At 68.1% G+C, this 24,436-nt stretch carries 24 protein-coding genes; 6 read left to right on the plus strand and 18 right to left on the minus strand.

Translation table 11 applies throughout. From position 1 onward, the window contains the following. Window positions 1-39: 39 nt before the first annotated feature. Window positions 40-1,989: an alkaline phosphatase family protein gene (locus ACIGFL_RS23255; RefSeq protein WP_397498713.1), complete on the minus strand. Its 1,950-nt coding sequence runs from the start codon at window positions 1,987-1,989 to the stop codon at window positions 40-42. A gap of 57 nt (window positions 1,990-2,046) precedes the next feature. Beyond that, a complete protein-coding gene (locus ACIGFL_RS23260) occupies window positions 2,047-2,730 on the minus strand; it encodes a Crp/Fnr family transcriptional regulator (RefSeq protein WP_021444129.1) in 684 nt (227 codons plus the stop codon). 95 nt (window positions 2,731-2,825) lie between these two features. On the opposite strand from ACIGFL_RS23260, the gene ACIGFL_RS23265 reads away from it, so the two are divergent. Beyond that, window positions 2,826-3,350: a DUF962 domain-containing protein gene (locus ACIGFL_RS23265; RefSeq protein ID WP_397498714.1), complete on the plus strand. Its 525-nt coding sequence runs from the start codon at window positions 2,826-2,828 to the stop codon at window positions 3,348-3,350. Between the two features lie 56 nt (window positions 3,351-3,406). Here the strand turns inward: ACIGFL_RS23265 and ACIGFL_RS23270 are convergent, their stop codons facing one another. Continuing rightward, on the minus strand, window positions 3,407-4,153 hold the full coding sequence (locus tag ACIGFL_RS23270) for a hypothetical protein (RefSeq protein ID WP_031303142.1): 747 nt from the start codon (window positions 4,151-4,153) through the stop codon (window positions 3,407-3,409). A gap of 164 nt (window positions 4,154-4,317) precedes the next feature. Beyond that, complete coding sequence (locus tag ACIGFL_RS23275; protein WP_397498715.1) at window positions 4,318-5,103, minus strand: helix-turn-helix domain-containing protein; 786 nt, start codon at window positions 5,101-5,103, stop codon at window positions 4,318-4,320. Window positions 5,104-5,227: 124 nt separating this feature from the next. Here ACIGFL_RS23275 and ACIGFL_RS23280 point away from each other — a divergent pair, with 124 nt between their 5' ends. Continuing rightward, window positions 5,228-5,629: a hypothetical protein gene (locus tag ACIGFL_RS23280; RefSeq protein WP_397498716.1), complete on the plus strand. Its 402-nt coding sequence runs from the start codon at window positions 5,228-5,230 to the stop codon at window positions 5,627-5,629. Between the two features lie 49 nt (window positions 5,630-5,678). On the opposite strand, the gene ACIGFL_RS23285 is transcribed toward ACIGFL_RS23280, so the two are convergent. The 5 genes from ACIGFL_RS23285 to oscA all read right to left on the minus strand — a co-directional run bounded on the left by ACIGFL_RS23285 (window position 5,679) and on the right by oscA (window position 9,787). After that, entirely contained in the window at window positions 5,679-6,665 is a 987-nt protein-coding gene (locus tag ACIGFL_RS23285) for a sulfate/molybdate ABC transporter ATP-binding protein (RefSeq protein WP_122109268.1), read from the minus strand. 3 nt (window positions 6,666-6,668) lie between these two features. Continuing rightward, window positions 6,669-7,541, minus strand: a complete 873-nt coding sequence (gene cysW / locus ACIGFL_RS23290) for a sulfate ABC transporter permease subunit CysW (RefSeq protein WP_021444051.1) — start codon at window positions 7,539-7,541, stop codon at window positions 6,669-6,671. A 10-nt stretch (window positions 7,542-7,551) separates the two neighbouring features. After that, the gene (gene cysT, locus ACIGFL_RS23295) at window positions 7,552-8,370 is read right to left on the minus strand and encodes a sulfate ABC transporter permease subunit CysT (RefSeq protein WP_122109270.1); all 819 of its coding nucleotides are present in this window, start codon (window positions 8,368-8,370) and stop codon (window positions 7,552-7,554) included. Window positions 8,371-8,452: 82 nt separating this feature from the next. Continuing rightward, window positions 8,453-9,451, minus strand: a complete 999-nt coding sequence (locus ACIGFL_RS23300) for a sulfate ABC transporter substrate-binding protein (RefSeq protein WP_397498717.1) — start codon at window positions 9,449-9,451, stop codon at window positions 8,453-8,455. A 153-nt stretch (window positions 9,452-9,604) separates the two neighbouring features. After that, window positions 9,605-9,787, minus strand: a complete 183-nt coding sequence (oscA, locus tag ACIGFL_RS23305; RefSeq protein ID WP_021444048.1) for a sulfur starvation response protein OscA — start codon at window positions 9,785-9,787, stop codon at window positions 9,605-9,607. Window positions 9,788-10,008: 221 nt separating this feature from the next. Here oscA and ACIGFL_RS23310 point away from each other — a divergent pair, with 221 nt between their 5' ends. Continuing rightward, window positions 10,009-10,590 carry an RBBP9/YdeN family alpha/beta hydrolase gene (locus tag ACIGFL_RS23310; RefSeq protein WP_397498718.1) on the plus strand — a complete coding sequence of 194 codons (582 nt, stop codon included), beginning with the start codon at window positions 10,009-10,011 and terminating at the stop codon, window positions 10,588-10,590. A gap of 299 nt (window positions 10,591-10,889) precedes the next feature. Then, entirely contained in the window at window positions 10,890-11,714 is an 825-nt protein-coding gene (locus tag ACIGFL_RS23315) for a sigma 54-interacting transcriptional regulator (protein WP_397498719.1), read from the plus strand. Window positions 11,715-11,954: 240 nt separating this feature from the next. Here ACIGFL_RS23315 and modC read toward each other — a convergent pair whose 3' ends face one another. The 4 genes from modC to ACIGFL_RS23335 form a co-directional block, all read right to left on the minus strand. Next, window positions 11,955-13,079 carry a molybdenum ABC transporter ATP-binding protein gene (modC, locus tag ACIGFL_RS23320; RefSeq protein WP_397498720.1) on the minus strand — a complete coding sequence of 375 codons (1,125 nt, stop codon included), beginning with the start codon at window positions 13,077-13,079 and terminating at the stop codon, window positions 11,955-11,957. Further along, window positions 13,079-13,759 (minus strand): molybdate ABC transporter permease subunit, encoded by a 681-nt coding sequence (gene modB / locus ACIGFL_RS23325; protein WP_021443764.1) that lies wholly within the window; start codon window positions 13,757-13,759, stop codon window positions 13,079-13,081. The genes modC and modB overlap by 1 nt, the downstream gene beginning before the upstream one ends. A 12-nt stretch (window positions 13,760-13,771) precedes the next feature. After that, window positions 13,772-14,521 (minus strand): molybdate ABC transporter substrate-binding protein, encoded by a 750-nt coding sequence (gene modA, locus ACIGFL_RS23330; RefSeq protein WP_397498722.1) that lies wholly within the window; start codon window positions 14,519-14,521, stop codon window positions 13,772-13,774. 136 nt (window positions 14,522-14,657) lie between these two features. Then, a complete protein-coding gene (locus ACIGFL_RS23335; protein WP_397498723.1) occupies window positions 14,658-15,284 on the minus strand; it encodes a class I SAM-dependent DNA methyltransferase in 627 nt (208 codons plus the stop codon). Window positions 15,285-15,557: 273 nt separating this feature from the next. On the opposite strand from ACIGFL_RS23335, the gene ACIGFL_RS23340 reads away from it, so the two are divergent. Continuing rightward, the gene (locus ACIGFL_RS23340; RefSeq protein WP_397498724.1) at window positions 15,558-16,796 is read left to right on the plus strand and encodes an MFS transporter; all 1,239 of its coding nucleotides are present in this window, start codon (window positions 15,558-15,560) and stop codon (window positions 16,794-16,796) included. A 10-nt stretch (window positions 16,797-16,806) separates the two neighbouring features. Here ACIGFL_RS23340 and ACIGFL_RS23345 read toward each other — a convergent pair whose 3' ends face one another. The 4 genes from ACIGFL_RS23345 to ACIGFL_RS23360 all read right to left on the minus strand — a co-directional run bounded on the left by ACIGFL_RS23345 (window position 16,807) and on the right by ACIGFL_RS23360 (window position 21,570). Then, window positions 16,807-17,991 (minus strand): YeeE/YedE thiosulfate transporter family protein, encoded by a 1,185-nt coding sequence (locus ACIGFL_RS23345; protein ID WP_397498725.1) that lies wholly within the window; start codon window positions 17,989-17,991, stop codon window positions 16,807-16,809. Between the two features lie 363 nt (window positions 17,992-18,354). After that, on the minus strand, window positions 18,355-19,281 hold the full coding sequence (locus ACIGFL_RS23350) for a sulfurtransferase (protein WP_397498726.1): 927 nt from the start codon (window positions 19,279-19,281) through the stop codon (window positions 18,355-18,357). Between the two features lie 103 nt (window positions 19,282-19,384). Continuing rightward, the gene (locus tag ACIGFL_RS23355) at window positions 19,385-20,614 is read right to left on the minus strand and encodes an acyl-CoA dehydrogenase family protein (RefSeq protein WP_397498727.1); all 1,230 of its coding nucleotides are present in this window, start codon (window positions 20,612-20,614) and stop codon (window positions 19,385-19,387) included. Beyond that, the gene (locus tag ACIGFL_RS23360; protein WP_397498728.1) at window positions 20,611-21,570 is read right to left on the minus strand and encodes an aliphatic sulfonate ABC transporter substrate-binding protein; all 960 of its coding nucleotides are present in this window, start codon (window positions 21,568-21,570) and stop codon (window positions 20,611-20,613) included. Before ACIGFL_RS23360 ends, ACIGFL_RS23355 begins: the two co-directional genes overlap by 4 nt. Window positions 21,571-22,099: 529 nt before the next feature. Here ACIGFL_RS23360 and ACIGFL_RS23365 point away from each other — a divergent pair. Then, on the plus strand, window positions 22,100-23,419 hold the full coding sequence (locus ACIGFL_RS23365) for an OprD family porin (protein WP_397498729.1): 1,320 nt from the start codon (window positions 22,100-22,102) through the stop codon (window positions 23,417-23,419). Window positions 23,420-23,713: 294 nt separating this feature from the next. Here the strand turns inward: ACIGFL_RS23365 and ACIGFL_RS23370 are convergent, their stop codons facing one another. Beyond that, window positions 23,714-24,268 carry an AacA4 family aminoglycoside N(6')-acetyltransferase gene (locus ACIGFL_RS23370; protein ID WP_082457930.1) on the minus strand — a complete coding sequence of 185 codons (555 nt, stop codon included), beginning with the start codon at window positions 24,266-24,268 and terminating at the stop codon, window positions 23,714-23,716. Window positions 24,269-24,436: the final 168 nt, after the last annotated feature.

The raw sequence follows: 24,436 nt of genomic DNA on the forward strand, positions 1-24,436 counted from the left end.
TATTGCATTGCTCTAGCTCGCGAGACTTTGAACAGGCTCTTACGGGTTGGCGGGAATCTCGCGCGGCTGAGGCTCGTCGCGTTCGGCGACGAAGGCCACCGGCTTTGATCCGTCGGCATTGAGCTGGAGAATGCGCTCGGGCCGGCCCTGCTCGTCGAAGAACACCTGGCCGAGGCCGGCGCCGTTCCACAGGCGTTCGCCGGCGCGGCTGCGCTCGGGGATCAGCGGGCTGACGCGCATGCGCCGGCGCTTGGTCAGCCAGTTCAGCGGCGACCAGGGCGCGTAGAGCCAGCGGTTGAGGCGGTCGAACCAGTCCAGCAGGCGCGGCGGGAACTCGTTCTTGATGCCGCTGCTGGTGATCTGCCAGATGGTCGGGCTGGCGCGCTTGTGGCGGATGCTCACGCGGTAGACGAAGGAGTAGTGCACGTCGCCGGAGAGCACGACGAAATCCCCCGGCGTGCGCGAGTGGCGGAAGATGTTGAGCATCACGCTGGCCGCGCCGCGGTGGGCCATCCAGTTCTCCGCGTCGACCAGCAGCGGGTGGCCGGCGTAGGTGAACAGCTTCTGGATGCCCTCGATCAGCTTGACCCCGAACATCGGCGCCGGCGAGACGATGATGCAGGCCGGGTGATCGAGCAGCGCCTGCTGGAATTCGCACAGCGCCTCCCAGTCCATCAGTCCGGACGGCCGCGACAGGCGGCCCTCGCTGCGCCAGCGGCGGGTGCGGGTGTCCAGCACCAGCAGCGCCGGGGTGGTCGGCAGCACGTAGTGCCAGTGCTGGAACTGCAGCAGGGCGTCGATCAGCGCGTCCTGCGCCCGGGCGTCGAGCTGGTCGTCCTGGCGCTGCTGCAGCAGCTCGCCGCAGGCGTGCAGCGGCTCCGCGAAGGCGTCCGGGTCGTTGCCCCAGCCCTGGCACAGCAGGTAGGCGAGCAGGGCGTTGCCGATGATGCGCTTGGAGAAGGGGTGGCCGTAGGCGGTCTGCTCCCAGCGCGCGGAAAGGTTCCAGTCGTCGGTGACGTCGTGGTCGTCGAAGATCATCAGCGTCGGCAGGTGCGCCAGCACCCGTGCCACCTGGCCGAGCGACTGGCGGAAGGCCGCGATGCACGGCCGCTGCTCGGCGTAGCGGCGCTGCTGCTCGGCGTCCAGCGGCGGCTGCTCTTCCTCGATCAGGCTCCAGGGCACGGGCGACCAGACCAGCAGGTACATGGCGATCATCTCGGCGAAGGTCACCAGGTGGTTGTCGGCGTTGCTGCTGGTGAAGATCGGCTTCTCCACGCCGCCGAAGAACTTGTCGCGCAGGGTCTGGTTGCTCTTCAGCGCCGGCAGCAGCTCGGCGCGCCGGTAGTAGCCGACCGGGTCGGCGTACAGCGCCTGGCTGCCTGTGACCACCGCGCCCTCGAGGCGCTCGTCGAACAGGCCGAGGCGGGCGATCAGCTGGTGGATGGCGCACAGCATCGGCCCGGCGACATCGTCGACGTAGACCTGGTCGCCGCTCATCAGCAGCAGCGCCGGGCGCTGCGCCGCCTCGGGCTGCGCGGCCAGCAGGCGGTCGGCGCAGAGCAGGCCGTCGGCCGCGCTGTGGTGCGGCTTGCGGCAGGAGCCGTGGAGCAGCTGGTCGATGCGCGCCTTGAGCACGAAGTCGGCGCGGCTGCGGCCGTCGTACAGCAGATGCGGCGCCCAGTCGGCCAGGCCGCGCGGCGCCGGGTCGCCGAGAATTTGCAGGTCGTAGGCGATGCGCACGTCCTGCGGCAGGGGCTGCGTCAGCGCCAGGTCGATCAGGTGCAGCACGGCGTGGCGGCCCAGCGGCAGCTGCCGGCAATGCTCGTCGAGGGCGTGCCGCTGCTCGGCCTCGCCCTCGGGCTGCAGGCACAGCTGCAGCCTCAGCGGTCGGCTGGCCACCAGCCACAGCACCAGGCGGCCGGGTTCCAGGCGGCGCAGCAGCGGGCCGGCGAGTATCTCGGGGAGGGTGGAGGCGGCGGTGGACGGCATCGGACGGCAGACTCGGTCAAGTGGACAGGTTATCGACAGTGGCACAGCGCCAGCGGTTCAGCCGGCGACCCGGCGCAGGCGTTCGAGGTCGAGCACTTCGATCTCGCCGTAGCTCAGGCGCACGATGCCCTGGGCCTCCAGCTCCTTGAGAATCTGGTTGGTGGTCTGCCGGGACACCGCCAGCATCAGCGCCAGCTGTTCCTGGGCCAGGTGCAGCACCCGCCGCGGCTCGCCCTCGCCGTAGTTCTCGGCGATCAGCAGCAGGCGCCGGGCCAGGCGCGGCGCGGCCGGCAGCAGGCTCATCTCCTCCAGGGCGATAAACGCCAGGCGCAGCTTCTGGCTCATCAGCAGGGCGAAGTCGCGCCAGTAGCGCGGCTGCGCCTCGAGCAGGGCGAGCAGCTCGGCCTGGGGCAGCAGCAGCAGGCTGCTGGCGCTTTCGGCGAAGGCGTCGTGGGTGCGCGGCAGGCCGTCGAACAGGGAGATCTCGCCGAACCAGTAGGGCGGCTCGACCAGGGTCAGCAGCGCCTCCTTGCCGCTCTCGCTGACCGCGCCGATACGCATCGCCCCCTCGACCACCGCATACAGCCCGCTGGGCTTGTCGCCGCGGCGGAACAGGCGCTGGCCGGGTTGCAGCTGCAGCACCTGGGCCATGTCCAGCAGCGCGCCCTGCAGCTCGCCGGGCAGGCCGGCGAACCAGTGGCCCTGCTGCAGGCGGGCGAGGAAGGGGTGGGGGTCGTGCATCGAGGCTCCTTGGGCTTTGTCGCCTAGCTGACAGAGTGGCGGACGAGCGGGGCGCGATGATGCCAGGGCCTGTCGTGAAAAAGGACCGCAACCACATGAAAACCCTAGTCGATCACCTGGCCCAATATGCGGCCTACCACCGTGACCGGCGCAATATCGCCAGTCATTTCATCGGTATTCCCATGATAGTGCTGGCGGTGGCGGTGCTGCTGTCGCGCCCCGGCTTCGAGCTGCTCGGCCTGTGGCTGGCGCCGGCGACGCTGCTGGCACTGGCCTCGGCCCTGTTCTACCTGCGCCTGGACACCCGCTTCGGCCTGCTCATGAGCCTGCTGCTGGGGCTCTGCCTGTGGGCCGGCGCGGCCCTGGCGGCGGCCTCCACCGCGCTGTGGCTGAGCGCGGGCATCGGCCTGTTCGTGGTCGGCTGGGTCATCCAGTTCGTCGGTCATTACTACGAGGGGCGCAAGCCGGCCTTCGTCGACGATATCACGGGGCTGGTGATCGGCCCGCTGTTCGTCGCCGCCGAGGCGGCCTTCCTGCTCGGCCTGCGCAAGGAGGTGGAGCGGGCGGTGGTGGACATCGCCGGGCCGACCTGCATCCGCGAGAAGAAGTCGCTGGCCTGATCTCAGGCTGCGCCGTGCGTACCCTCTAGGCGGTGCGCACGGCGCAGCCTAAGGCTCTAGAACATCGCCATCCACTGCGCGGTCAGCGAGCGTGCGTGGCGATCCACGGTGATCGGCGCGAAGGGCCGGCCGGAGACGCTTTCCAGGGCATTGCTCTGGCTGTTCATGTCGGCCAGGGCGGCGCGCAGGTAACTCCAGCGGGTCTGCAGCTTGCTCAGCTGCGGGTTGGCCTTCTTGTCCAGGGCCCCCAGCTCGGCATCGATGGCCGGCAGCAGCAGGCGTTCGTCCTGGCCCAGGTAGGTATCGGGTTGCTCGCGGGCGATCTCGAAGGTGCCCAGGTAGGCACGGCTGAGGTACTGCACGCCGAGGTACTCGACCTTGGCCGCCAGCTCGCTCTGCCCCTCGCCGCCCGGCAGGGCGCGGGCGGCGCTGAGGAAATCGCGCAGGGCGCGGCTGAGGTCTTCCGGGAAACGCCAGGGCACGTTCTCCTCGCCGGGGCCATAGGAAACACCGGCGCGCAGTTGGGTAACAAGGGTCTGGTGGGCGTTGGAGAGTTCGGCGCTGCCCTGCGGCAGGCTCTGCATGGCCCCGGCCAGAGCGGCCAGGTCGGCTTCCAGGCGTTGCTGATGAACCTTCTGGAAGCCTTCGCCGCGTAACAGCATGAGGCTGCTGGTAGCACGGCTGGCATGCACCTGAATCTGTTCCTGGGGGCTGACCGCTTCGGCGAAGGCCAGTGGCGAGAGCCCGGCGAAGAGCCCGAGCGTCCAGAGAAAAACGTGGCGCAACAATGCTTTACAGCGCATCCGGGGTGCTCCTTGTTATTGTTGTGAGCGGGCGGCGTCAAAGGCGCAGCGTCAAGACTACTGCGTCGCAGGCCGCGAAGCATGACCCGAAAGTGTGATTTCGTCGGAAAAAGGCCGGCGGCGCGGCAGAACGGCCGTTGCAGAAGCCCGTGCGCCGGTGGCCGCTACGGCCGCCCGGCCAGTTCGCGCAGGTAGGCCGCGGTGAAGGCGTCGGCGGGGAAGAAGGTTTCCAGCGCCAGCTCGGCCAGGGTCACGTCGTTGGGCGTGCCGAACACCGTGATGGTGCTGATCAGGCTCAGCACGCCGCGCTCGCTGTGCAGCTGCAGGGGCACCAGTACGGCGTCGCTCGGCGGCGCGGCGACTTCCGCCGGCGCGGGGTAGCCGCGCAGCTCTTCGAGCAGGGCAAACAGGCTGTCGTCGCCGCTGATTTCGGCATCGCGCTGCAGGCGCATCAGCAGGTGCGCGCGCCACAGCGCCAGGTTGGCGATGCGCGGCGCCAGGCCCTCGGGGTGCAGCGACAGGCGCATCACGTTGAGCGGCGGGCCGAGCAGGAACGCCGGCATGCCGGCGAGGAAGGCGCCCACGGCGGCATTGGCCGCCAGCAGATTCCACTGCCGGTCGATGGCCAGCGCTGGGTAGGGTTCGTGGGCCTTGAGCAACTGCTCGATGGCCCGGCGCGCCGGTGCCAGCGCCGGGTCGGCCAGGTCGTGCTGGCTGTACAGCGGCGCGTAGCCGGCGGCGCCGAGCAGGCGGTTGCGTTCGCGCAGGGGAATCTCCAGCTGCTCGGCCAGGTGCAGCAGCATGTCGCGGCTGGGCTGGGCGCGGCCGGTTTCGACGAAGCTCAGGTGGCGGGTGGAAATCTCCGCCTCGCAGGCGAGGTCGAGCTGGCTGAGGCGGCGCCGCTGGCGCCATTGGCGCAGCAGGGCGCCGGCGGTCTGGGAATCGTTCATGGTCAGCACGATAGTCCAGCGGCGTCATGCCGGCCATTACCTGGCAGGTAATCGACGCCCGGCACGATTCGGCGAAATCTGTGCGCCAGGCACCGCTCCGGTGCCGCCTTCTGGAGGATTCGCCATGAACGCACTGCAACCTTCTCCGCTGCTGCGCAATGCCCTGCTGGTCGACGGCCTGCTTAGCGGCGTCACCGGCCTGCTGCTGGTCCTGGCCGCCGGCTGGCTGGGCGCCTTTCTCGAACTGCCGCGTATGCTCCTGCTGATCGCCGGCAGCGCGCTGCTGCCGTTCGCCGCCATGCTGGTATGGCTGGCCAACCGCGCCGAACTGAGCCGCCCGGCGGTGTGGGCAGTGCTCGCGGTCAATGTCGTCTGGGTGATCGACAGCTTGCTGTTGCTGGTGATCGGCTGGGTCTCGCCGAACCTGTTCGGCTACGCCTTCGTCGTCGCCCAGGCGGTGGCGGTGGCACTGCTCGCCGAGCTGCAGTGGTATGGGCTGAAGTATTCGCGGGCGGCGACGCTCTGAGAGCCCGGCGGCCACCGCGAAGCCCAGGCTGCGCGGTAGCCGCCCGGCCTTAGGCCGTCGGCTGCCCGGCCTTGGGCTTGAAGTACAGCGTCTCGCCGCGGCTCAGGCCGGCCAGGCTGAGGTGGTCCTTGGCCACTTCCGCTTCGATCGGCTCCGCTTGGCCGGCGACCTTGAGGGTCACCCGGGTGATCGCGCCGAGCGGACGGATATCGCGTACCTCGCCGGCCTGGTGGCCCTCCTCGGCCTGGCGCGAGAGGTGGATCTCGTGCGGGCGGAACAGCACATGGTGGTCGCCCTCGCCGACATAGAGGCGGTTGGCGTCGCCGAGGAAGTGGTAGACGAAGTCGCTGGCCGGGTGCTCGTAGACCTCGGCCGGCGAGCCGATCTGTTCGATCACGCCCTTGTTCATCACCACGATGCGGTCGGCCACTTCCATGGCCTCTTCCTGGTCGTGGGTGACGAACACGGAAGTCAGGTGCACGTCCTCGTGCAGGCGCGCCAGCCAGCGGCGCAGCTCCTTGCGCACCTTGGCGTCGAGGGCGCCGAACGGCTCGTCGAGCAGCAGCACGCGCGGCTCCACCGCCAGCGCGCGGGCCAGGGCGATGCGCTGGCGCTGGCCGCCGGAGAGTTGCTCGGGGTAGCGGTCGCCGAGCCAGTCGAGCTGCACCAGGTCGAGCAGTTCGTGCACCTTGCGCTTGATCACCTCTTCGCTCGGGCGCTGGCCCTTGGGCTTCATGCGCAGGCCGAAGGCGACGTTGTCGAACACCGTCATATGGCGGAACAGCGCGTAGTGCTGGAATACGAAGCCGACGTTGCGATCGCGCACGTCGTGGTTCGACACGTCCTCGCCATGGAACTGGATGCTGCCGCTGTCCGGGGTTTCCAGGCCGGCGATGATGCGCAGCAGGGTGGTCTTGCCGCAGCCGGAGGGGCCGAGCAGGGCGACCAGCTCGCCGCTCTGGATGTTCAGGTTGATGTCGCTCAGCGCCTTGAACGCATTGAAGTTCTTGCTGACGTTGCGGATTTCGATGCTCATGGCTTATTCCTCGCCGGCGCTGGCTTTCAGGCGGTTGATACGGGACTCGCTCCACTGCTTGAGCAGCAGGATCAGCAGCGCCAGCAGCAGCAGCAGGCTGGCCACGCTGAAGGCGGCGACGTGGTTGTATTCGTTGTAGAGAATCTCGACGTGCAGCGGCAAGGTGTTGGTGTAGCCGCGGATATGCCCGGACACCACCGACACCGCGCCGAACTCGCCCATGGCCCGCGCGGTGCACAGCACCACGCCGTAGATCAGGCCCCATTTGATGTTGGGCAGGGTCACGTGCCAGAACATCTGCCAGCCGTTGGCACCGAGCAGGCGCGCGGCCTCTTCCTCCTGCGTGCCCTGCTCCTGCATCAGCGGGATCAGCTCGCGGGCGACGAAGGGCACGGTGACGAAGATGGTGGCGAGAACGATGCCCGGCAGGGCGAAGATGATCTGGATGTCGTGCTCGCGCAGCCAGGGGCCGAAGAAGCCCTGGGCGCCGAACAGCAGCACGTAGATCAGCCCGGCGATCACCGGCGACACCGAGAACGGCAGGTCGATCAGGGTCACCAGGATGCTCTTGCCGCGGAACTCGTATTTGCTCACGCACCAGGCGGCAGCCACGCCGAACACCAGGTTGAGCGGCACGGCGATGCCGACGGCGAGTAGGGTCAGCTTCAGCGCGCTGATCGCATCGGGCTCGAGGATCGCGGCGACGAAGGTGCCTGCGCCCTGCTTGAGCGCCTCGCTCGCCACCACCAACAGCGGCAGCAGCAGGAAGAAGGCGAACACCAGCCAGGCCGCCAGGATCAGCAGGCGCCGGCCCAGGGCGTTGCCGCGACGGGCGGCGTTGTTGACGGCACTGGCCGTCAGGGTCGTGGAAGTCATGCCCGGCTCCTCAGGAACGGCTGATGCGGCGCTGCAGCAGGTTGATCAGCAGCAGCAGGATGAACGACACCACCAGCATCAGCACGCCAATGGCGGTGGCGCCGGCGTAGTTGTACTGGTCCAGTTGCACCATGATCAGCAGCGGCAGGATCTCGGTCTTCATCGGCATATTGCCGGCTATAAAAATTACGGATCCGTACTCGCCGACGCCGCGGGCGAAGGCCAGGGCGAAGCCGGTCAGCCAGGCCGGCAGCAGCGCCGGCAGCAGCACGTGGCGAGCCACCTGCAGCGGCTTGGCGCCCAGGCAGGCGGCGGCTTCCTCGACCTCGCGCGGGATGTCGGCCAGCACCGGCTGGATGGTGCGCACCACGAAGGGCAGGGTGACGAAGGTCAGTGCTAGGGTGATGCCCAGCGGGGTGTAGGCGATCTTGAAACCCAGGGACGTGGCGAACTGGCCGATCAAGCCGTTGGGCGCATAGAGCGCGGTCAGGGCGATACCGGCCACCGCGGTGGGCAGGGCGAACGGCAGGTCGATCATCGCCTCGATGATCTTGCGGCCGGGGAAGGTGTAACGCACCAGCACCCAGGCCAGCAGGGTGCCGATCACGCCGTTGATCACGGCGGCGAGCAAGGCGGTGCCGAAGCTGAGCTTCAAGGCGGCCAGCACGCGTGGCGAGGAAATGATTGCCCAGAACTGTTCCCAGGTGAGCTGGGCAGCGTGGACGAACATGGCACCCAGGGGAATCAGCACCAACAGGCTGAGGTACACCAGGGTGTAACCCAGCGTCAGCCCGAAGCCGGGTATGACGGGGGAAGTACGGCGAGACATGGCCTGTCCTTAAATCGGTTGGCGTTGGAACGCTCTAACAAACCAGGGGTGGGCAGGCTTCAGCCCCACCCACCCTTGCGCATCACTGGGCCTGGTAGATCTGGTCGAACACGCCGCCGTCGTTGAAGAACTTCGGCTGCGCGGTTTTCCAGCCGCCGAAGTCAGCGTCGATGGTCACCAGCTTGAGCTGCGGGAACTGCTGGGCGAACTCGGCGGCAATCGCCTGGTTGCGCGGGCGGTAGAAGTGCTTGGCGGCGATGCGCTGGCCTTGCTCGCTGTACAGGTAGTTCAGGTAAGCCTCGGCGACCTGGCGCGTGCCCTTCTTGTCGACGTTCGCATCGACCACGCTCACCGGCGGTTCGGCGAGGATCGATAGCGACGGCGCGACGATCTCGAAGTTCTCCCCGCCTTCTTCCTTGAGCGCCAGGAAGGCCTCGTTCTCCCAGGCCAGCAGCACGTCGCCGATGCCGTTGTTGACGAAGGTGATGGTCGAGCCGCGCGCCCCGGTATCCAGCACCGGCACGTTCTTGTAGAGCTTCTCGGTGAAGGCCTTGGCCTCGGCTTCGCTGCCGTACTTCTGCTGGGCGTAGGCCCAGGCGGCGAGGAAGTTCCAGCGCGCGCCGCCGGAGGTCTTCGGGTTGGGGGTGATCACTTCCACGCCCGGCTTGACCAGGTCGTCCCAGTCCTTGATGCCTTCGGGGTTGCCCTTGCGCACCAGGAACACGATGGTCGAGGTGTAGGGGGTGCTGGCGTCCGGCAGGCGCTCCTGCCAGTTCTCCGGGATCAGCTTGCCGAGCTTGTACAGCTCGTCGATGTCGCCGGCCAGGGCCAGGGTCACCACGTCGGCGCGCAGGCCGTCGATCACCGCGCGGGCCTGCTTGCCCGAGCCGCCATGGGACTGCTGGATGCTCACCGCCTCGTTGCCCTGGGCCTGCCAGTGCTGGTTGAAGGCGGCGTTGAATTCGCTGTAGAGCTCGCGCGTCGGGTCGTAGGACACGTTGAGCAGGGTCTGGGCGGCGGCGGCCGGGCCGGCGATCAGGGCACTGGCCAGTGCGGCCAGGGCAAAACGACGAATGGACATGGTGCAGCTCCTAACTGGATTTTTATCTTGGTTCTGGTTCGTGGCGGTCAGTCGCACATTCGCGGGCGACAGCAACGGTGGCGGTGCGTGTTCATGGCTGGGCTCTTTTCATGGTCACGCCCTCCGGTGGTCCAGTCGGGCTGCTTGCTTGGTTCAGGCGTTCTTGCTGCCGGGCGGCTGCAGGCGAAACTTTTCCTTGCGTTCGATCTGCACCACCTGGCCGTTGTGCACGGTGATTTCCACCGAGCCGAATTTCAGGCCCTGCAGGGCAGTCTGGATCTCGCGGAGGATCACGGCTTCGTCCTGGCCTTCGAGGTTTCTCAGCGTCGCGGTCATTTCCAGGTTCCTAGGTTGTCGGGCGCCGCAGCGTCTGGCTGGCGTGGAGCGGATAGTAGAGAGGCCGAAATATTCTTAAAAATATTGTTTAAGAACATTTATAGATCTTTTTGGAATATTTAGATTTCCGAATTAATGGAATAAGCAAATAAATTCTTATTCTTTTTAGAGTTGATCCATGCTGCCTAGACTGGCGCCATTCGACTTCAGGAGGTGCCGTCATGGGCAGCGAAGCAATCCGTTATCTGATCCTGCCGGGCTGGCAGGGCTCGCCCGAGGAGCACTGGCAGAGCCATTGGCAGCGCAGCCTGCCGAACAGCGCGCGGGTGGAGCAGGCCGACTGGCTCAACCCCCGACGTGGCGATTGGGTGGCGGCGCTGAACCAGGCCGTGGCGGCCGATCCGCGCCCGACCATCCTCATCGCCCACAGCCTGGGCTGCGTCACCGTGGCGCATTGGGCGGCGCAGGCGCCGCTCGAGCTGCTGCGCCGGGTGCGTGGCGCCTTGCTGGTGGCGCCGGCCGATGTCGAGCGGCCCGATTGCCCCGAACCGCTGCGGAACTTCGCGCCCATTGCGCGCGATCTGCTGCCATTTCCCAGTCTGCTGATCGGCTCCGACAACGACGCCGCGGCCAGCGCCGCGCGGGCCCTCGAGCTGGCCCGGCAGTGGGGCAGCGAAGCGGCGATCCTGCGCGGTGCCGGGCATATCAACGTCAAGTCCGGGCATCGCCACTGGGAGCAGGGCTTCGGCTATCTGTATCGCCTGCAGGGGCGGATCGAGCAGCAGGCGCGGTTGCGCGCCTGATTCGTCAGCCCTAGACCCTCTTCGAGGCGGGATCGGGTCAGGCAGCCGCCCGCCTCATTTTTATTGGCTGTACCTACTCCCAACACTTAAGGAGGTTCTGAAAAAGCCATTTATCGTCACTCCCGCGAAGGCGGGAGCCCAGGACTACGTAGGTTCTGGATTATTCCCCTGCGGGCCAGCGCAAGCGCTGTTCAGCGATAAAGCTGCTGTCCCGCCTGCGCGGGAACGACGGTGATTTCAGAGTTTCCTTAACGCAGACATAACCGTTTTATTCGCCCGCCGTTTCGGAGCCCCAGGACATGCCGTTTTCGCCGAACATTGCGCCAGCCCTGACCTTCGCCGAGGTCGACAAGAGCCCGCTGAGCATCCGTGCCAAGGCGCTGGTATTCGTCGACCCGCGCTCGCGCCAGCTGCGCGAGCGCGCCGAGGCCCTGGCGCCGGGCAATCAGGCGCTGCTGATCCGCGGCGAGACCGGCACCGGCAAGGAGCTGCTGGCCCGCTACATCCACCGCCACAGCGAGCGCGGCGGGCTGTTCGTGGCGGTGAGCAGCGGCGCCATCAGCCCGCAATGGGGCGAGGCCGAGCTGTTCGGTCACGTCGCCGGCGCCCACGTCGGCGGCGCCAGCAGCCGCGCCGGCTGGTTCGGCTCGGCCAACGGCGGCACGCTCTACCTGGACGAGATCGCCGACCTGCCGCGGCCGCTGCAGGGCAAGCTGCTCGCCGCGCTGGAAACCCGCGAGCTGTACCGCGTCGGCGCCGGTCAGGCGTTGCCGGTGGACGTCAGGCTGGTGGCGGCCAGCAGCATCGACCTGGCCCGCGCGGTGGCCGCCGGCACCTTCGACGAGCGCCTGTACGCCTACCTGGGCGACGGCCTGCTCGAGCTGCCGGCGCTGCGCCAGCGGGTCGGCGACATCCTGCCGCTGGCCGAGTACTTCCTCGGCAGCCATGCCCAGCGCCTGGGCCTGGCCATCCCGCCGATCAGCCCCGCAGCGCAGAGCGTGCTGGAGGCGCACAGCTGGCCGGGCAACACCCGCGAGCTGGAGAACGTCATCCACTTCGCCCTGCTGCTGGCCGGCAGCGCCGAGATCGGGCCGCAGCACCTGCAGCTACCGGGCATCTCCTAGGGTGTCGCGGGGCCGCCCAGGCCATGCGCACCGGGCTTTCCGCAGGTATACCGGCGCGAACTGGCCGGTTCGGGGGCGTAGGTTGGCGCTGAGCGCAGCGAAGCCCAACAGGGAGTGCGCAGCACTCCGCCCGGCGATCCGCGGCACCTGCCCGGCGATCCGCAGCACTCCGCCCGGCGATCCCTCCGCCTTGCGCTCCAGCGCAGCCGTTGGACTTAGTAGCAGGCTCCTCAGCCCAACCTAAGGCGCGAGCAGCGACACCGATTTCACCTGCGCCCACAGCGCCTGGCCGGCCTGGATGCCGAGCTGGTCGAAGGAGTAGCGGGTGATCCGCGCCAGCAGGCGCTGCTCGCCCAGGCGCAGGGTCAGCAGCACCTGGGAGTCGAGGGCGCGCCAGTCGTCCACCGTCACCGGCAGCAGGTTGAGCAGGCTGCTGCCCTCGGCGCGTTGCAGGCCGAGGCTGACGTCGCGCGCCTTGATCTTCACCCGCACCCCATGGCCGACCGGCAGCGCCGCATGCGGCAGGCGCAGGCGCGCCTCGCTGCCGGGCAGATGCAGCTCCAGCAACTGGTAGGCGGCGTCGTGGCCCGCGACCCGGCCGTCGATCACCGCCTCGGCGTCGTCTTCCAGGGCGAAGGGCAGGTCGGCGCGCAGCAGGGTTTCCTTGAGCGGGCCGCTGGCGCGCACCTGGCCTTCGTCGAGCAGCACCAGGTGGTCGGCCAGGCGCGCCACCTCGTCCGGCGCGTGGCTGACGTAGAGCACCGGAATCTCCAGCTCCTGGTGCAGGCGCTCCAGATACGGCAGCACCTCCAGCTTGCGCCTGAGATCGAGCGAGGCCAGCGGCTCGTCCATCAGCAGCAGGCGCGGGCTGGTCAGCAGCGCGCGGGCGATGCCGACGCGCTGGCGTTCGCCGCCGGACAGGCTGGCCGGCAAACGCTCGAGCAGATGACCGATGCCGAGCAGCTCCAGCGCCTGCTCCAGCGCCACCTGGCGCTGCGCGGCGGGGATGCGGCGTTGGCCGTACTCCAGGTTGCGCCGCACGCTGAGGTGGGGGAACAGGTTGGCGTCCTGGAACACGTAGCCGATGGCGCGCCGGTGCGCCGGCAGGAAATGGCCGCTGGCGCTGTCCTGCCACAGCTCGCCGGCCACCTGCAGATAGCCCTGCTGCGGGCGATCCAGGCCGGCGAAGCAGCGCAGGCAACTGGTCTTGCCCGAGCCGGAGTGGCCGAACAGGGCGCTGACGCCGCGGCCCGGCAGGTCGAGGTCGACGTCCAGGCGAAAGCCCGGGTGCTGCACCACGAAGCGCGCGCGAATGCGCCCGTCGTCCGTCACGGCGGGGGCCGCGGGTCTGGCGAAACCGAACATCACCACAGCCTCGCTTTGCCGGCACGCCCGGAGTAGAGCGCGAGCAGCACGATAAAGGAGAACAGCACCATGCCGCCGGCCAGCCAGTGGGCCTGGGCGTAGTTCATGGTTTCCACGTGGTTGTAGATCTGCACCGAGGCCACCTGGGTCTTGCCGGGGATATTGCCGCCGATCATCAGCACCACGCCGAACTCGCCGACGGTATGGGCGAAGCCGAGCACCGCGGCGGTCATCAGGCCGGGGCGGGCCAGCGGCAGCACCACGCTGAAGAAGGCGTCCCAGGGCCCCGCGCGCAGGGTCGCGGCGGCCTCCAGCGGGGCGCGGCCGATGGCCTCGAAGGCGTTCTGCAGCGGCTGCACGACGAAGGGCAGCGAGTAGAACACCGAGGCGATCACCAGGCCGGTGAAGCTGAAGGTGAAGGTGCCCAGGCCGAGGCTTTGGGTCAGCTGACCGATGAAACCGTTGGGCCCCATGCTCACCAGCAGGTAGAAGCCGATCACCGTCGGCGGCAGCACCAGCGGCAAGGCGACTATGGCGCCGATCGGCTGCTTCAGCCGCGAGTGGGTGCGCGCCAGCCACCAGGCGATGGGCGTGCCGATCAGCAGCAGGAGCAGGGTGGTCAGCGAGGCCAGCTGCAGGGTCAGCCAGATCGCGTCGAGGTCGTGCTTGGACAGCGGCATGCGGAGTTCCGATTACAGCTTATAGCCGAAGGATTCGATGATCGCGGCCGCTTCCGGGCCCTTGAGGTATTCCAGCAGTGCGGCGGCGGCCGGGTTGTTCGCGCCCTGCTTGAGGAGCACCGCGTCCTGCTTGATCGGATCGTACAGCGCCTGCGGCACCATCCAGGCCGAGCCGCTGCTGAGCTGGCCGTTCCGGTACACCTGGGACAGGGCGACGAAGCCCAGCTCGGCGTTGCCGGTGGCGACGAAGTGCAGGGCTTTGGCGATGCTCTGGCCTTCCACCAGCTTGGGCCGCAGCGTCTCGTGCAGGCCCAGTTTTTCCAGCACCTGGATGGCGGCCAGGCCGTAGGGCGCGGCTTGCGGGTTGGCGATGGCCAGGTGGGTGAACGCGCCGGCGTGCAGGGCGGCGGGGCTGCCGTCGAGGGTGTCGGCGTCGGCCGACCACAGCACCAGGCTGCCGATGGCGTAGGTGAAACGCGAGCCGGGCACGGCATCGCCCTCGCTCTCCAGCCTGGCCGGGGTGCTGTCGTCGGCGGCCAGCAGCACATCGAAGGGCGCGCCATGCTTGATCTGCGCATAGAACTGCCCGGTGGCTCCGAAGGAGGCGACCAGCTTGTGCCCGGTGGCCTGCTCGAACCTGGGCGCGATGGCCTGCAGCGGCGCGGTGAAGTTGGCGGCCACGGCCACCTGCACCTCGGCGGCGAGGGCCGGGCCGGCGCCGGCGAGCAGCAGGACGAACAGCAGATGGCGGGAGCTGAACATGGCGCCTCCGTGGCGTTGTTTAGTTTTCTATATAGCGCGTGGCCTGCGATGCCGCCAAGGGCTGTCGGCCCTGGCGCGCTGGCTGAGGGGGAGGCGGCATCTTGGGCAATAGCTGACCGGCAAGTCAAGCCTGTGCTCAGCGCCGCCGCCAGACGCTGGCCAGCCAGGGCTGCTGCTCGCGCGGCAGGCCGGCGGGGCGGTAGTAGTGCTCCAGTTCGACGAAGCCGGCGGCCTCGAGCCGTGCGCGCCAGTGCGCCAGGTCGTGGTAGGCGCCGTAGCGCGGGCCGTTCCAGCCTTCCTGGTTGTCGCCGCGCGGGTTGGAGCTGAACAGCACGCCGCCGGGTTTCAGCGCGGCATGCAACTGGCCGAGCACCTGCGGCAACTGCTGGTCCGGCACGTGGAACAGGCTGGCGTTGGCGAAGATGCCGTCGAAGTGCGCGCTGGGCAGGTCGAGGGCGAGAAAGTCCTGCAGCCAGACCTCGCAGCCGCTGTCCGCCCGCGCCATCTCGACGAAGCGCGGACAGCCGTCGAGGCCGACCGGCTGGTGGCCGAGGGCGGCGAAGGTGCGCAGGTCGCGCCCCGGGCCGCAGCCGAAGTCGAGAATCCGGTAGGGCGGCTCGGCCTGGATATGCGCGAGCAGCGCGGCGACGTTCTGGCTGACGTCGTGATCGCGGGTGCCCTCGCGAAAATCCTCGGCGCAGTCCTGGTAATGGGCCAGGGTCAGGGCGCTGATCCGGGCGAGTTCGGCGGGGCTCAGGGGCATGGTGATGGTCCGGCAAATACAGGCATTAAACCCGCTCCCGGCCGGCCGGGGTAGCAGTGCTTGCCTCGCCGCTGCGGCTCGGTCGAAAGCCCCTCCCACGGCAGGCGCTTGTGGCAGGGGCTTTAGCCGCGACCAGCGTGAAGCCACCCCGCCGCTGCATGGCGCAACCCGCGCAACAGCCTGTTCGCCCGTTTGCCCCGCTGCTGCGCTTTGTCTTAGATTGCCCGGCTCACCTCGACCGGCACCCGCCGGTCATGCCCCGAGGCTCGCACCGTGTCCGCTGCCGTTTCCGTTTACCGCCTCCCCGGTTTCCTGCCCTTTCTCGCCGCGCGCCTGCTGGCGGTGTTCGCCATGCAGATCCAGGCCATAGTGGTCGCCTGGCAGGTCTACGACATCACCCGCGACCCGCTGTCGCTGGCCTACGTCGGCCTGGCGCAGTTCGTGCCGATGCTGCTGCTGTTGATGCCGGCGGGCGACCTGATCGACCGCTTCGACCGCAAGCTGATCCTCCTGCTCAGCTGGCTGGTGGAAGGCCTGTGCGCCGCCGCGCTGCTCTGGCTGTCGCTGAGCGAGGCGCCGGTGAGCGGGTACTACGCCGTGCTGGTGCTCTACGGCAGTGCCCGCGCCTTCACCGGGCCGGCGCTGTCCAGCCTGCTGCCGCAGATCGTGCCGCGCGAGCGCCTGGCCGCGGCGATTGCCGCCAACAGCATGATCATGCGCGGCGCGACCATCTCCGGCCCGGTGCTGGGCGGCGGCCTGTACGCCATCGGCGGCGGCGGGCTGACCTACTCGGTGTGCCTGCTCGGCTTCCTCGCCGGCGCCGCGCTGCTGCCGCTGGTGCCGGTGCGCTATGCGGAGAAGATGCAGACGCTGGAATCCACGGCCTGGGCGCGCTTCACCGCCGGCATCGGCTTTATCCGTTCGCGGCCGATCATCCTCGGCACCATCTCCCTGGACCTGTTCGCCGTGCTGCTCGGCGGCGTGGTGGCGCTGCTGCCGATCTACGCCCAGGAGGTGCTGGAAGTCGGGCCCACCGGCCTCGGTCTGCTGCGCAGCGCCATGGCCATCGGCGAGGTGACGGTGGGCCTGTACCTGAGCATGAAGCCGTTCAACCGCCGGGTCGGCCTGACCATGTTCGCTGCGGTGGCGCTGTTCGGTGTGGCCAACCTGGTGTTCGCCCTGTCCAGCCTGTTCTGGCTGTCGTTCGCCGCGCTGGTGGTGGCCGGCGGTGCGGACATGGTGAGCATGTACATCCGCTCCTCGTTGGTGCAGTTCTCCACCCCGGACGCCATGCGCGGCCGGGTCAACGCGGTGAACATGCTGTTTATCGGCTCGTCCAACGAGCTCGGCGAGTTCCGCGCCGGCACCAGCGCCGCCTGGTTCGGCGTGGTGCCGGCGGCGCTGATCGGCTGCGCCTGCACCCTGACCGTCACCGGCGGCTGGCTGCTCGGCTTCAAGAGCCTGCGCCAGGTCGACCGCTTCGAGGATGCCTCGCCGGGCAAGACGGCGTAGCGCGAGCGCCTTATCCCAACCGCAACAGCGGTCGTAGCTTCAGCCCGAGGACGATACCGAGCAGGCAGAACAGGCCGAACAGCCAGCCCGACGCCGCCCCGGCCATGATCCCGGAGAGCAGCGTGCCCACGGTGCAGCCCAGCGCCAGCAGGCTGCCCCAGCCCAGCAGCACGCCGCCGAGCAGGCCGCGCAGCCAGTCGCGGGGCGCGCCGCCGCTGGGGCGAAAGTCGCCTGCGGCCAGGGCGCTGGCCCAGGCGGCGAGCACCAGGCCGCCGACGAACAGGCCGTTGTTCGACAGCAGCGTCTCCTTGACCGCCGTGGCGCAGCCGGCGAAACCGTCCAGCCCCTCCAGACGCGCCGGCAGCCAGCCCAGGCCGTCGGCACCGGTGCGCGCCAGGCTGCCCAGCTCGGCCGTCACCCCCAGCGGGCCGACGCGGAAATAGGCCAGCACCGCCAGGCTGCCGATCAGCACGCCGCCGACCCAGGTCGGCCAGCGCGCGCCGAACAGCAGCGCCCACAGCCCGCGCACCTCGCCCGCCGCCCCCGCCTGGCGATAGCGCAGCAGCCAGGCGGCCAGGGCGCCGAGCAGCGCCAGTTGCAGCAGCAGCGAGCCGCCGTAGCCGAGCTTGCCGGGCAGCCAGAGCACCGGCGCCTGCTGCAGCGCGGCCAGGTACAGCGGGTTCCAGCTGAGAAAACCCAGGGCGAAGCCGAGCAGCGCGCCGGCCAGCGCCGCCAGCGAGGTGAAATTGCCCTCGCCGAGGCGATACAGGTGGGCGCTGAGGCACGAACCGGAAATCGCCATGCCGAGGCCGAACACCGTCGCCGCCAGCGCCAGCACCCAGCTCAGCGGGCCGATATGGGCGTCCGGCGGCAGGCGACCGGAGAAGGGATCGGGCAGGAAGGCGCCGAACACCGCGTGATAGCCCAGGGTGCCCACGGCCAGGGCGGCGAGCAGGCCGAGCAGGCCGTCCGGTATGCGCCGTTCGATGAAGTCGCGGCTGATGCAGAAGAAGCAGAAGCGCGAACGCTGCAGCAGCAGGCCGAACAGCGCACCGCCGAGCAGCGAGAAGCTGAAGGCGCGGCCCTGGTTGCTGCCGTCGGCCAGTTGCCAGGCGGCGGCGAGCAGGGCGACGGCGAGCAGGCCTGACAGGGCGATGGGTAGCGTTGCGCGAGGGGAGGAAAGGCTGGCGGTCATGGGTTGTCCTTGTCGACCCTAATGACGGGAGCGGCCCTGGCTTGAAGCGCCGGGCCGCTGTTTGCGAGGTCGTTGCCGCCCGAGCCTTAGGGATAATCTGAAAAAGCCGTTTATCGTCACTCCCGCGAAGGCGGGAGCCCAGGAAATCCGCAGGTTCTGGATTACCCCCCCTTCGGCCCAGCGCAAGCGCTGTTCAGTGATAAAGCTGCTGTCCCGCCTGCGCGGGACAGCGCTTGCGCTGAACGTACTTCAGTGCGGCCCGAACAGGCGAGCGCAGCGAGTAATGACGGCTTTCTCAGCGCTTCCCTAGGGTGGATCGGTGCGGCGTGATCCACCCTAGGTCCAGCTTAGCCGGCAGCGCTCCTACTGGCCGCCCCAAACCGTACCGGCCAGGTTGGTCACCGGCACGCCCACGGCGTTGCCGTACTCGGTCCAGGAGCCGTCGTAGTTGCGCACCTCGTAGCCGAGGATCTTCTTCAGGGCGAACCAGCTGTGGCTGGAGCGCTCGCCGATGCGGCAGTAGGTGATGATCGGCTTGCTGCCGTCGATGCCCACCGCGGCGTAGACCTTCTTCAACTCCTCGGCCGACTTGAAGGTGCCGTCGGCGGCCACCGCCTGGCCCCAGGGCACGTTCACCGCGCCGGGCACGTGGCCGGCGCGCACCGCCAGCTCCTGCACGCCCTGCGGGGCGAACACCTTGCCGCTGTACTCGTCCGGCGAGCGGATATCCACCAGCTGCACGTCGCTGCGTTTCTCGGCGGCGGCCAGCACGTCGGGGAGGAAGGCGCGCAGCTCCTTGTTGGCGGCCTTCACCGTGACGTTGCCGGCGCTCGGCGTGCTGGCGCGGCTGTCCAGGGCGCGGCCCTCGGCCTCCCACTTGGCGCGGCCGCCGTCGAGCAGCTTGACGTTATCGACGCCGTACACGTCGAACACCCAGGCGCCCCAGGCGGCGAACCAGTTGTTGTTGTCGCCGTAGAGGATGGTGGTGCTGTCGTCGTTCACCCCGGCCTTGCGCAGCAGGGCCTGGAAGGCCTCCTGGCTGGCGATGTCGCGGCGCACCGGGTCGACCAGGTCGCTGTGCCAGGCGAAATTGACCGCGCCGGGAATATGCCCGCGCTCGTAGACGCCGGGCACCACGCTGACCTCGACGATGCGCAGCTTGGGATCGTTCAGGTTCTGCTCCAGCCAGTCGGTGCTGACCAGGTATTCGCTGGCGGCCTGCGTCGGCAGCGCCTGCAGCAGGGCGGCGACGGCGAGCAGGCCGGCGCCGAGGAGGGACTTGATCTTCATGGTGCATGACCTCTTGAGGGGGCAGTTTTCAGGCTAGTTAGCCCTGTTCGATGCGAGATAACGCTTTTTCCTATGCATATTCCCTGTGGTTCGCACCTCCTGCTCAGCCGTACAGCGACGGCCGCGGGCCCTGGCCGCTGAGCAGCCAGTGGCCGAGGTCGCGCACCTTGTAGTCGACGGGGTCGTGCAGGCTGTGCACCCGCACGTTGCGCCAGAAGCGGTCGAAGCCGTAGCGCGAGCTGGTGGCGCGGGCGCCCATGGCCTCGAAGATCTGACTGGTGATCTCCAGCGCGGCGCGTACCGCCAGCACCTTGGCCTCGCTGATGGCCAGCGCCACCTCGGCGCGCTCGGCGGCGGTCAGCGCCGGTTTTTCCCAGGCGCTCTGCAGGCGTTGGGCGGCCTGCTCGGCCAAGGGCAGGGCGCTGCGGTAAAGCAGCCATAGCTCGCCGTAGCGCTGCTGGATGAACGGATCGTCGCTGGCCTGCGCCACCCCCGAGGCCGGCCAGGCGCGGCTGTGTTCGCGGGTGTAGCGCAGCGCCGCGTCCAGCGCACCCTGGGCGTTGCCCAGGTAGAGCTGGGTCAGGATCAGCTGCGACAGGCAGGCGCGCAGGGTGGTGCGCGGGCTGGCGCCGACCGGGCCGAGCAGCTCGCTGGCGTCGACGAACACCTGCTCGAACTGCACCGTGCCGCTGTCGGTCTGGCGCTGGCCGAAGCCGTCCCAGTCGGCGTTGATCGCCAGGCCGTCGCGCTGGCTGGGCAGGACGATGAACACCCGATCCTCCGGGTTCTTGCCGCGTGGCGCGCTGACCACCAGGGCATCGGCGCCGAGCGCGCCGGAGCAGAACGACTTGCTGCCGTTGAGCTCGTAATGCTCCTCGCGCCGGCTGAGCGTCAGGCCGCTGTCGCGGCCGTTGGTGGCGTTGCCCCAGAACCAGCGCTGCTGCACCGTGCGGGTCAGCCAGTGGCGCTGCTGCTCGGGGTTGCCGAACAGCAGGATGGTCGCCACCTGCAGGTGCTGGAAGGCGAACAGGTGGGCCAGCGAACTGTCCACCGCCGCCAGGTAGCGCACGATGCGGTAGATCTCCGGCCACACCAGGCCCTGGCCACCGTATTGCTGCGGCACGGCCAGGCTCAGCAGGCCGCTGTCGCGCAGCAGCTCGCGTTCGGCCTGCGCGCTGCCGCCGGCGCGGTCCCGCTCCACCGCGCTGGCGGCCAGACGCCGGGCCAGGCGCTCGACCTTGGCCGTGCGGCTGCCGAAATCCACGGGGAACAGGTGCGCGGCGAACAGTGGCTCGTCACGCAGGCTGGGATGCAGGCGGGCCTGGGCGCTCATTTGGGGCTCCAGATGCTCACGTCGCGGGCATCCACCGACTTGGGCAGCAGGCTGGCATTGAAGAAGGCATCGGCGATCTTCTGCTGCTCGGCGAGGCTGCCCGGCTGCACCAGGCGCACTCGGTAGCTGCGCTTGGCGTTGGCCTGCTCGACGATGGCCGGGTCGAGGTTGCCCCACAGCGGGCCGAGGATTTCAGCCGCCTGGCGCGGGTTGGCGCGCAGCCAGTCGCCGCTCTTCACCAGTTCGGCGAACACGGTCTGCAGCACCTGCGGGTGGCGCTTGGCGAAGGTGGCGCTGGTCAGGTAATAGCGCTGGTAGTCGGCCAGGCCCTGGCCGTCGGCGAGGATGCGCGTCGGCAGCTGCTGCTGCGCGCCGCTGAGGAAGGGCTCCCAGGTGACCCAGGCGTCCACCTTGCGGTTCTCGAAGGCGGCGCGGCCGTCGGCCGGGGTCAGGTAGGCCGGCTCGATATCGCCGAATTTCAGCCCGGCCTGGGCCAGCGCGGCGATCAGCAGGTAATGCACGCCGGCGGCCTTGGTCACGGCGACCTTCTTGCCCTTGAGATCGGCCAGGGTTTTGATCGGCGAGTCCTCGCGCACGATGATCGCCTGCGCGCGGGGCGAGGGCGCTTCCTGGGCGAAGTAGGCGAGGTCGGCGCCGGCGGCCTGGGCGAACACCGGCACGGTGTCGGCGACATCGGCGGACAGGTCGATATTGCCGACGTTGAGCGCCTCCAGCAGCGGCTGGCCGTTGGGGAACTCGTGCCAGCTGACGGCAATGTCCTGATCGGCCAGCGCCTTTTCCAGGGTGCCCTGGCTCTTCAGCAGGCTGATCAGCGTGGAGGATTTCTGGTAGCCGATGCGCAGTTGCTCGGCGGCATCGGCCAGTGGCGCGGCAAGCAGGCCGATGGCCAGGGAGGCGGCGATCAGTGTGCTGCGTTTGGAATGGGTGTTGGACATGGCGGCTCTCGCTACGAACACGTGCCGGCCAGGTGCAGCGGCGGATCACGCGTACTTCAGTTTTAGGGAAAGAAGTCCGGTGATCCGGTGAGGAGAAGCTAGACGATCTAAAAAACCAGCAATAAATAATTTTTAGGAATTAGCTTAGGAGCAGCGCGCAGGCCGGCCCGGGACGCCGGCCGCTCGTAGTGCAGCCAGCAGTCCGCCTTTTGCTTGCTGCAGCTTTCTCCCCGATGCCGCGAAGCGTTCACGGCGTACTGCTAAGCGAACGTATCGCCACCCGGTACGCCCTACCCGCATCTCGCGAACTTATATGCATTTTTGGAATTACAAAGTAAAAAATAATTCTTTTTAGGGATTAACAATCGTCTCGTAGATTAGCCACCAGCCGACAGCGGACCACCGCATCGGGCCCGAATCAGGGGCTCTAATGCCAATCCGCCGAGGCCTGCGCCAAGTACGCTGTCCTGCCGAGCCCCTGTGCAGTGCCAAACCCATAACAGCACACACAGCACCTGGAGCATCGAGCATGAACAAGTCCAATCTGGCGCTGGCCGTCGCCCTGGCCGCACTGGCCAGCGAAGCGACTGCCGCCGGTTTCATCGAAGACAGCAAGGCAAGCATCGGCCTGCGCAATTTCTATTACGACCTCAACACCAAGAACACCGCCAACAACAACGGCGAGGCCAGCGAGTGGGGCCAGGGCTTTATCTTCAACTACAGCTCCGGCTTCACCGAGGGCACCCTCGGCTTCGGCCTCGATGCCATAGGCCTGCTGGGCGTCAAGCTGGACTCCGGCGGCCGCAATACCAAGTCCGGGCGCGACCGCACTCCCGGCCAGCTGTTCCCGCTCGATAGCGACGGCAGCGCGGTGGACGAGTACAGCAAGGCCGGCGTGACCGCCAAGGTGCGCCTGTCCAAGACCGAGGCGCGCCTCGGCACCCTGCTGCCGAAGCTGCCGGTGGTGACCTTCAACGACGGCCGCCTGCTGCCGCAGACCTTCGAGGGCGGGCAGATCACCTCCAACGAGATCGACGGCCTGACCCTGACCGCCGGCCAGCTGGAAAGCACCAAGACCCGCAGCTCCACCGACGACATCGCCCTGCGTATCGCCGGCGCCACCGGTGACGCCGACACCAACAAGTTCTACTTCGCCGGCGGCGACTACAAGCTGAGCAAGGACCTGACGCTGCAGTACTACTACGGCAACCTGGAAGACTTCTACCAACAGCACTTCCTCGGCCTGGTGCACAGCTGGGCGATCGGCCCGGGCGCGCTGAAGACCGACCTGCGCTACTTCGACAGCGGCTCCGACGGCAAGAACGGCAGCGCCTCCGGCCGTGCCGACGGCTACCGCAGCGCCGGCTTCTGGCGTGCCGGCGACAGCAGCACCGGCGAGGTCGACAACCAGACCTGGAGCGCCCTGTTCACCTACAGCCTGGGCAGCCACTTCGCCAGCCTGGGTTACCAGCAGGTCGAAGGCGACAGCGCCTTCCCCTTCCTCAACCAGGGTGGCGGCTCTTCGTCCTACCTGATCACCGACCGCCAGATCGGCAAGTTCCAGAACGCCGGCGAGCGTACCTGGCTGGCCGAGTACGGCTACGACTTCGCCAAGCTCGGCGTCCCGGGCCTCAAGGCCAGCGTCGCCTACCTCAAGGGCGACAACGTCGATTCCGCCACGGGCGACCTGAAGGAATGGGAGCGCGATTTCCGTCTCGACTACGCCCTGCAGGACGGCCCGCTGAAAGGCCTCGGTGTGTCCTGGCGCAACGCAACCCAGCGCGGCAACGTCACCACCGATGCCGACGAGAACCGCCTGATCCTGAGCTACACCCTGACCCTGCTGTAACCCAGCTGCGACATCTCCTGACCGGCCCGCCAACGGGCCGGCAACGAACTCTTCAAGGTGGAGTACTTTTCGGGCCCGATGGCCCGATTTTTTTGGGCGTCTTTCAGGCGCGTAGGTTGGGCTGAGCGCAGCGAAGCCCAACAGGGCCGGAATGGGCCGGAATGGGGGGAGGCGTTGGGCTTCGTCGCTACGCTTCTCAACCCAACCTACGCGCTAGCCGCGGAAGGAAAATGACCACTGTGGCCTGGAGCGGCCAGGCGGCGGCTGCCGTAGCGCGTCGGCTTGAGCGAGGGGTTAGGCAGCACCTCGCGCCGCCTCGTACGCTTGCCGGGTTTGGACCATATAGATGGCCGGTCCATCCGGCGTTGTGATGCGGCCTTGCTGCACAAAGCCAGCCTTCTCATAGCAGCGGATGGCTCGATGGTTCTCCGGTGCCGGGTCCGTTTGAATCTTGGTCACGGCAGGATCAGAGAAGAGCTGCCGCACCAGCGCCCGCACAAGCGCAGTCCCGAGACCCTTGTTCAAGTCCGTCGGGTTTGCAAGAGATTGGTCGATTCCTCGAACGCCTGGGTCACTCTCGTCTTCCCACCAGCCATCACCACTGCCCATGGCGATGTAAGACTGCGCAAACCCGATAGGCTCGTTCCCCAGCATTGCGATATACGGTGTCACGGCTTCTTCAGCAAGGACGCGCGGCAGATAGTGCAGCCGGACCTCCTCCAAGCTGGGGCGTGCTTCCTCTCCACCCCACCACTCGACGATGTGTGGACGGTTGAGCCAGTCGTGAAGCATGCCCAAGTCCGCCTCGGTCATGAGGCGGAGAGTAACTTCAGACTTGGTGGAGTGCACGGTGATTGTCCTGTGCTGCCTAACGTTTGGTTAAGGGGCCGGCTTTAGCCGGTCCCGCAGTGAGCGAAGCGAACGACTTGAATGCTGTAATGGACTCTCCCCACACCCCGGTTCTATACCAAGGCGTCGGTGATTGAAGAGTGGGAGAGCCGTTATGAGGCGAATCGC

Source organism: Pseudomonas sp. NPDC077649 (assembly GCF_044542855.1).
In the GTDB taxonomy this organism is placed as follows: domain Bacteria; phylum Pseudomonadota; class Gammaproteobacteria; order Pseudomonadales; family Pseudomonadaceae; genus Aquipseudomonas.

Coding starts and splice junctions, on each gene's coding strand:
- ACIGFL_RS23255 (WP_397498713.1), bottom strand. CDS start 1,989: ATGCCGTCCACCGCCGCCTCCACCCTCCCCGAGATACTCGCCGGCCCG.
- ACIGFL_RS23260 (WP_021444129.1), bottom strand. CDS start 2,730: ATGCACGACCCCCACCCCTTCCTCGCCCGCCTGCAGCAGGGCCACTGG.
- ACIGFL_RS23265 (WP_397498714.1), top strand. CDS start 2,826: ATGAAAACCCTAGTCGATCACCTGGCCCAATATGCGGCCTACCACCGT.
- ACIGFL_RS23270 (WP_031303142.1), bottom strand. CDS start 4,153: ATGCGCTGTAAAGCATTGTTGCGCCACGTTTTTCTCTGGACGCTCGGG.
- ACIGFL_RS23275 (WP_397498715.1), bottom strand. CDS start 5,103: ATGAACGATTCCCAGACCGCCGGCGCCCTGCTGCGCCAATGGCGCCAG.
- ACIGFL_RS23280 (WP_397498716.1), top strand. CDS start 5,228: ATGAACGCACTGCAACCTTCTCCGCTGCTGCGCAATGCCCTGCTGGTC.
- ACIGFL_RS23285 (WP_122109268.1), bottom strand. CDS start 6,665: ATGAGCATCGAAATCCGCAACGTCAGCAAGAACTTCAATGCGTTCAAG.
- cysW (WP_021444051.1), bottom strand. CDS start 7,541: ATGACTTCCACGACCCTGACGGCCAGTGCCGTCAACAACGCCGCCCGT.
- cysT (WP_122109270.1), bottom strand. CDS start 8,370: ATGTCTCGCCGTACTTCCCCCGTCATACCCGGCTTCGGGCTGACGCTG.
- ACIGFL_RS23300 (WP_397498717.1), bottom strand. CDS start 9,451: ATGTCCATTCGTCGTTTTGCCCTGGCCGCACTGGCCAGTGCCCTGATC.
- oscA (WP_021444048.1), bottom strand. CDS start 9,787: ATGACCGCGACGCTGAGAAACCTCGAAGGCCAGGACGAAGCCGTGATC.
- ACIGFL_RS23310 (WP_397498718.1), top strand. CDS start 10,009: ATGGGCAGCGAAGCAATCCGTTATCTGATCCTGCCGGGCTGGCAGGGC.
- ACIGFL_RS23315 (WP_397498719.1), top strand. CDS start 10,890: ATGCCGTTTTCGCCGAACATTGCGCCAGCCCTGACCTTCGCCGAGGTC.
- modC (WP_397498720.1), bottom strand. CDS start 13,079: ATGTTCGGTTTCGCCAGACCCGCGGCCCCCGCCGTGACGGACGACGGG.
- modB (WP_021443764.1), bottom strand. CDS start 13,759: ATGCCGCTGTCCAAGCACGACCTCGACGCGATCTGGCTGACCCTGCAG.
- modA (WP_397498722.1), bottom strand. CDS start 14,521: ATGTTCAGCTCCCGCCATCTGCTGTTCGTCCTGCTGCTCGCCGGCGCC.
- ACIGFL_RS23335 (WP_397498723.1), bottom strand. CDS start 15,284: ATGCCCCTGAGCCCCGCCGAACTCGCCCGGATCAGCGCCCTGACCCTG.
- ACIGFL_RS23345 (WP_397498725.1), bottom strand. CDS start 17,991: ATGACCGCCAGCCTTTCCTCCCCTCGCGCAACGCTACCCATCGCCCTG.
- ACIGFL_RS23350 (WP_397498726.1), bottom strand. CDS start 19,281: ATGAAGATCAAGTCCCTCCTCGGCGCCGGCCTGCTCGCCGTCGCCGCC.
- ACIGFL_RS23355 (WP_397498727.1), bottom strand. CDS start 20,614: ATGAGCGCCCAGGCCCGCCTGCATCCCAGCCTGCGTGACGAGCCACTG.
- ACIGFL_RS23360 (WP_397498728.1), bottom strand. CDS start 21,570: ATGTCCAACACCCATTCCAAACGCAGCACACTGATCGCCGCCTCCCTG.
- ACIGFL_RS23365 (WP_397498729.1), top strand. CDS start 22,100: ATGAACAAGTCCAATCTGGCGCTGGCCGTCGCCCTGGCCGCACTGGCC.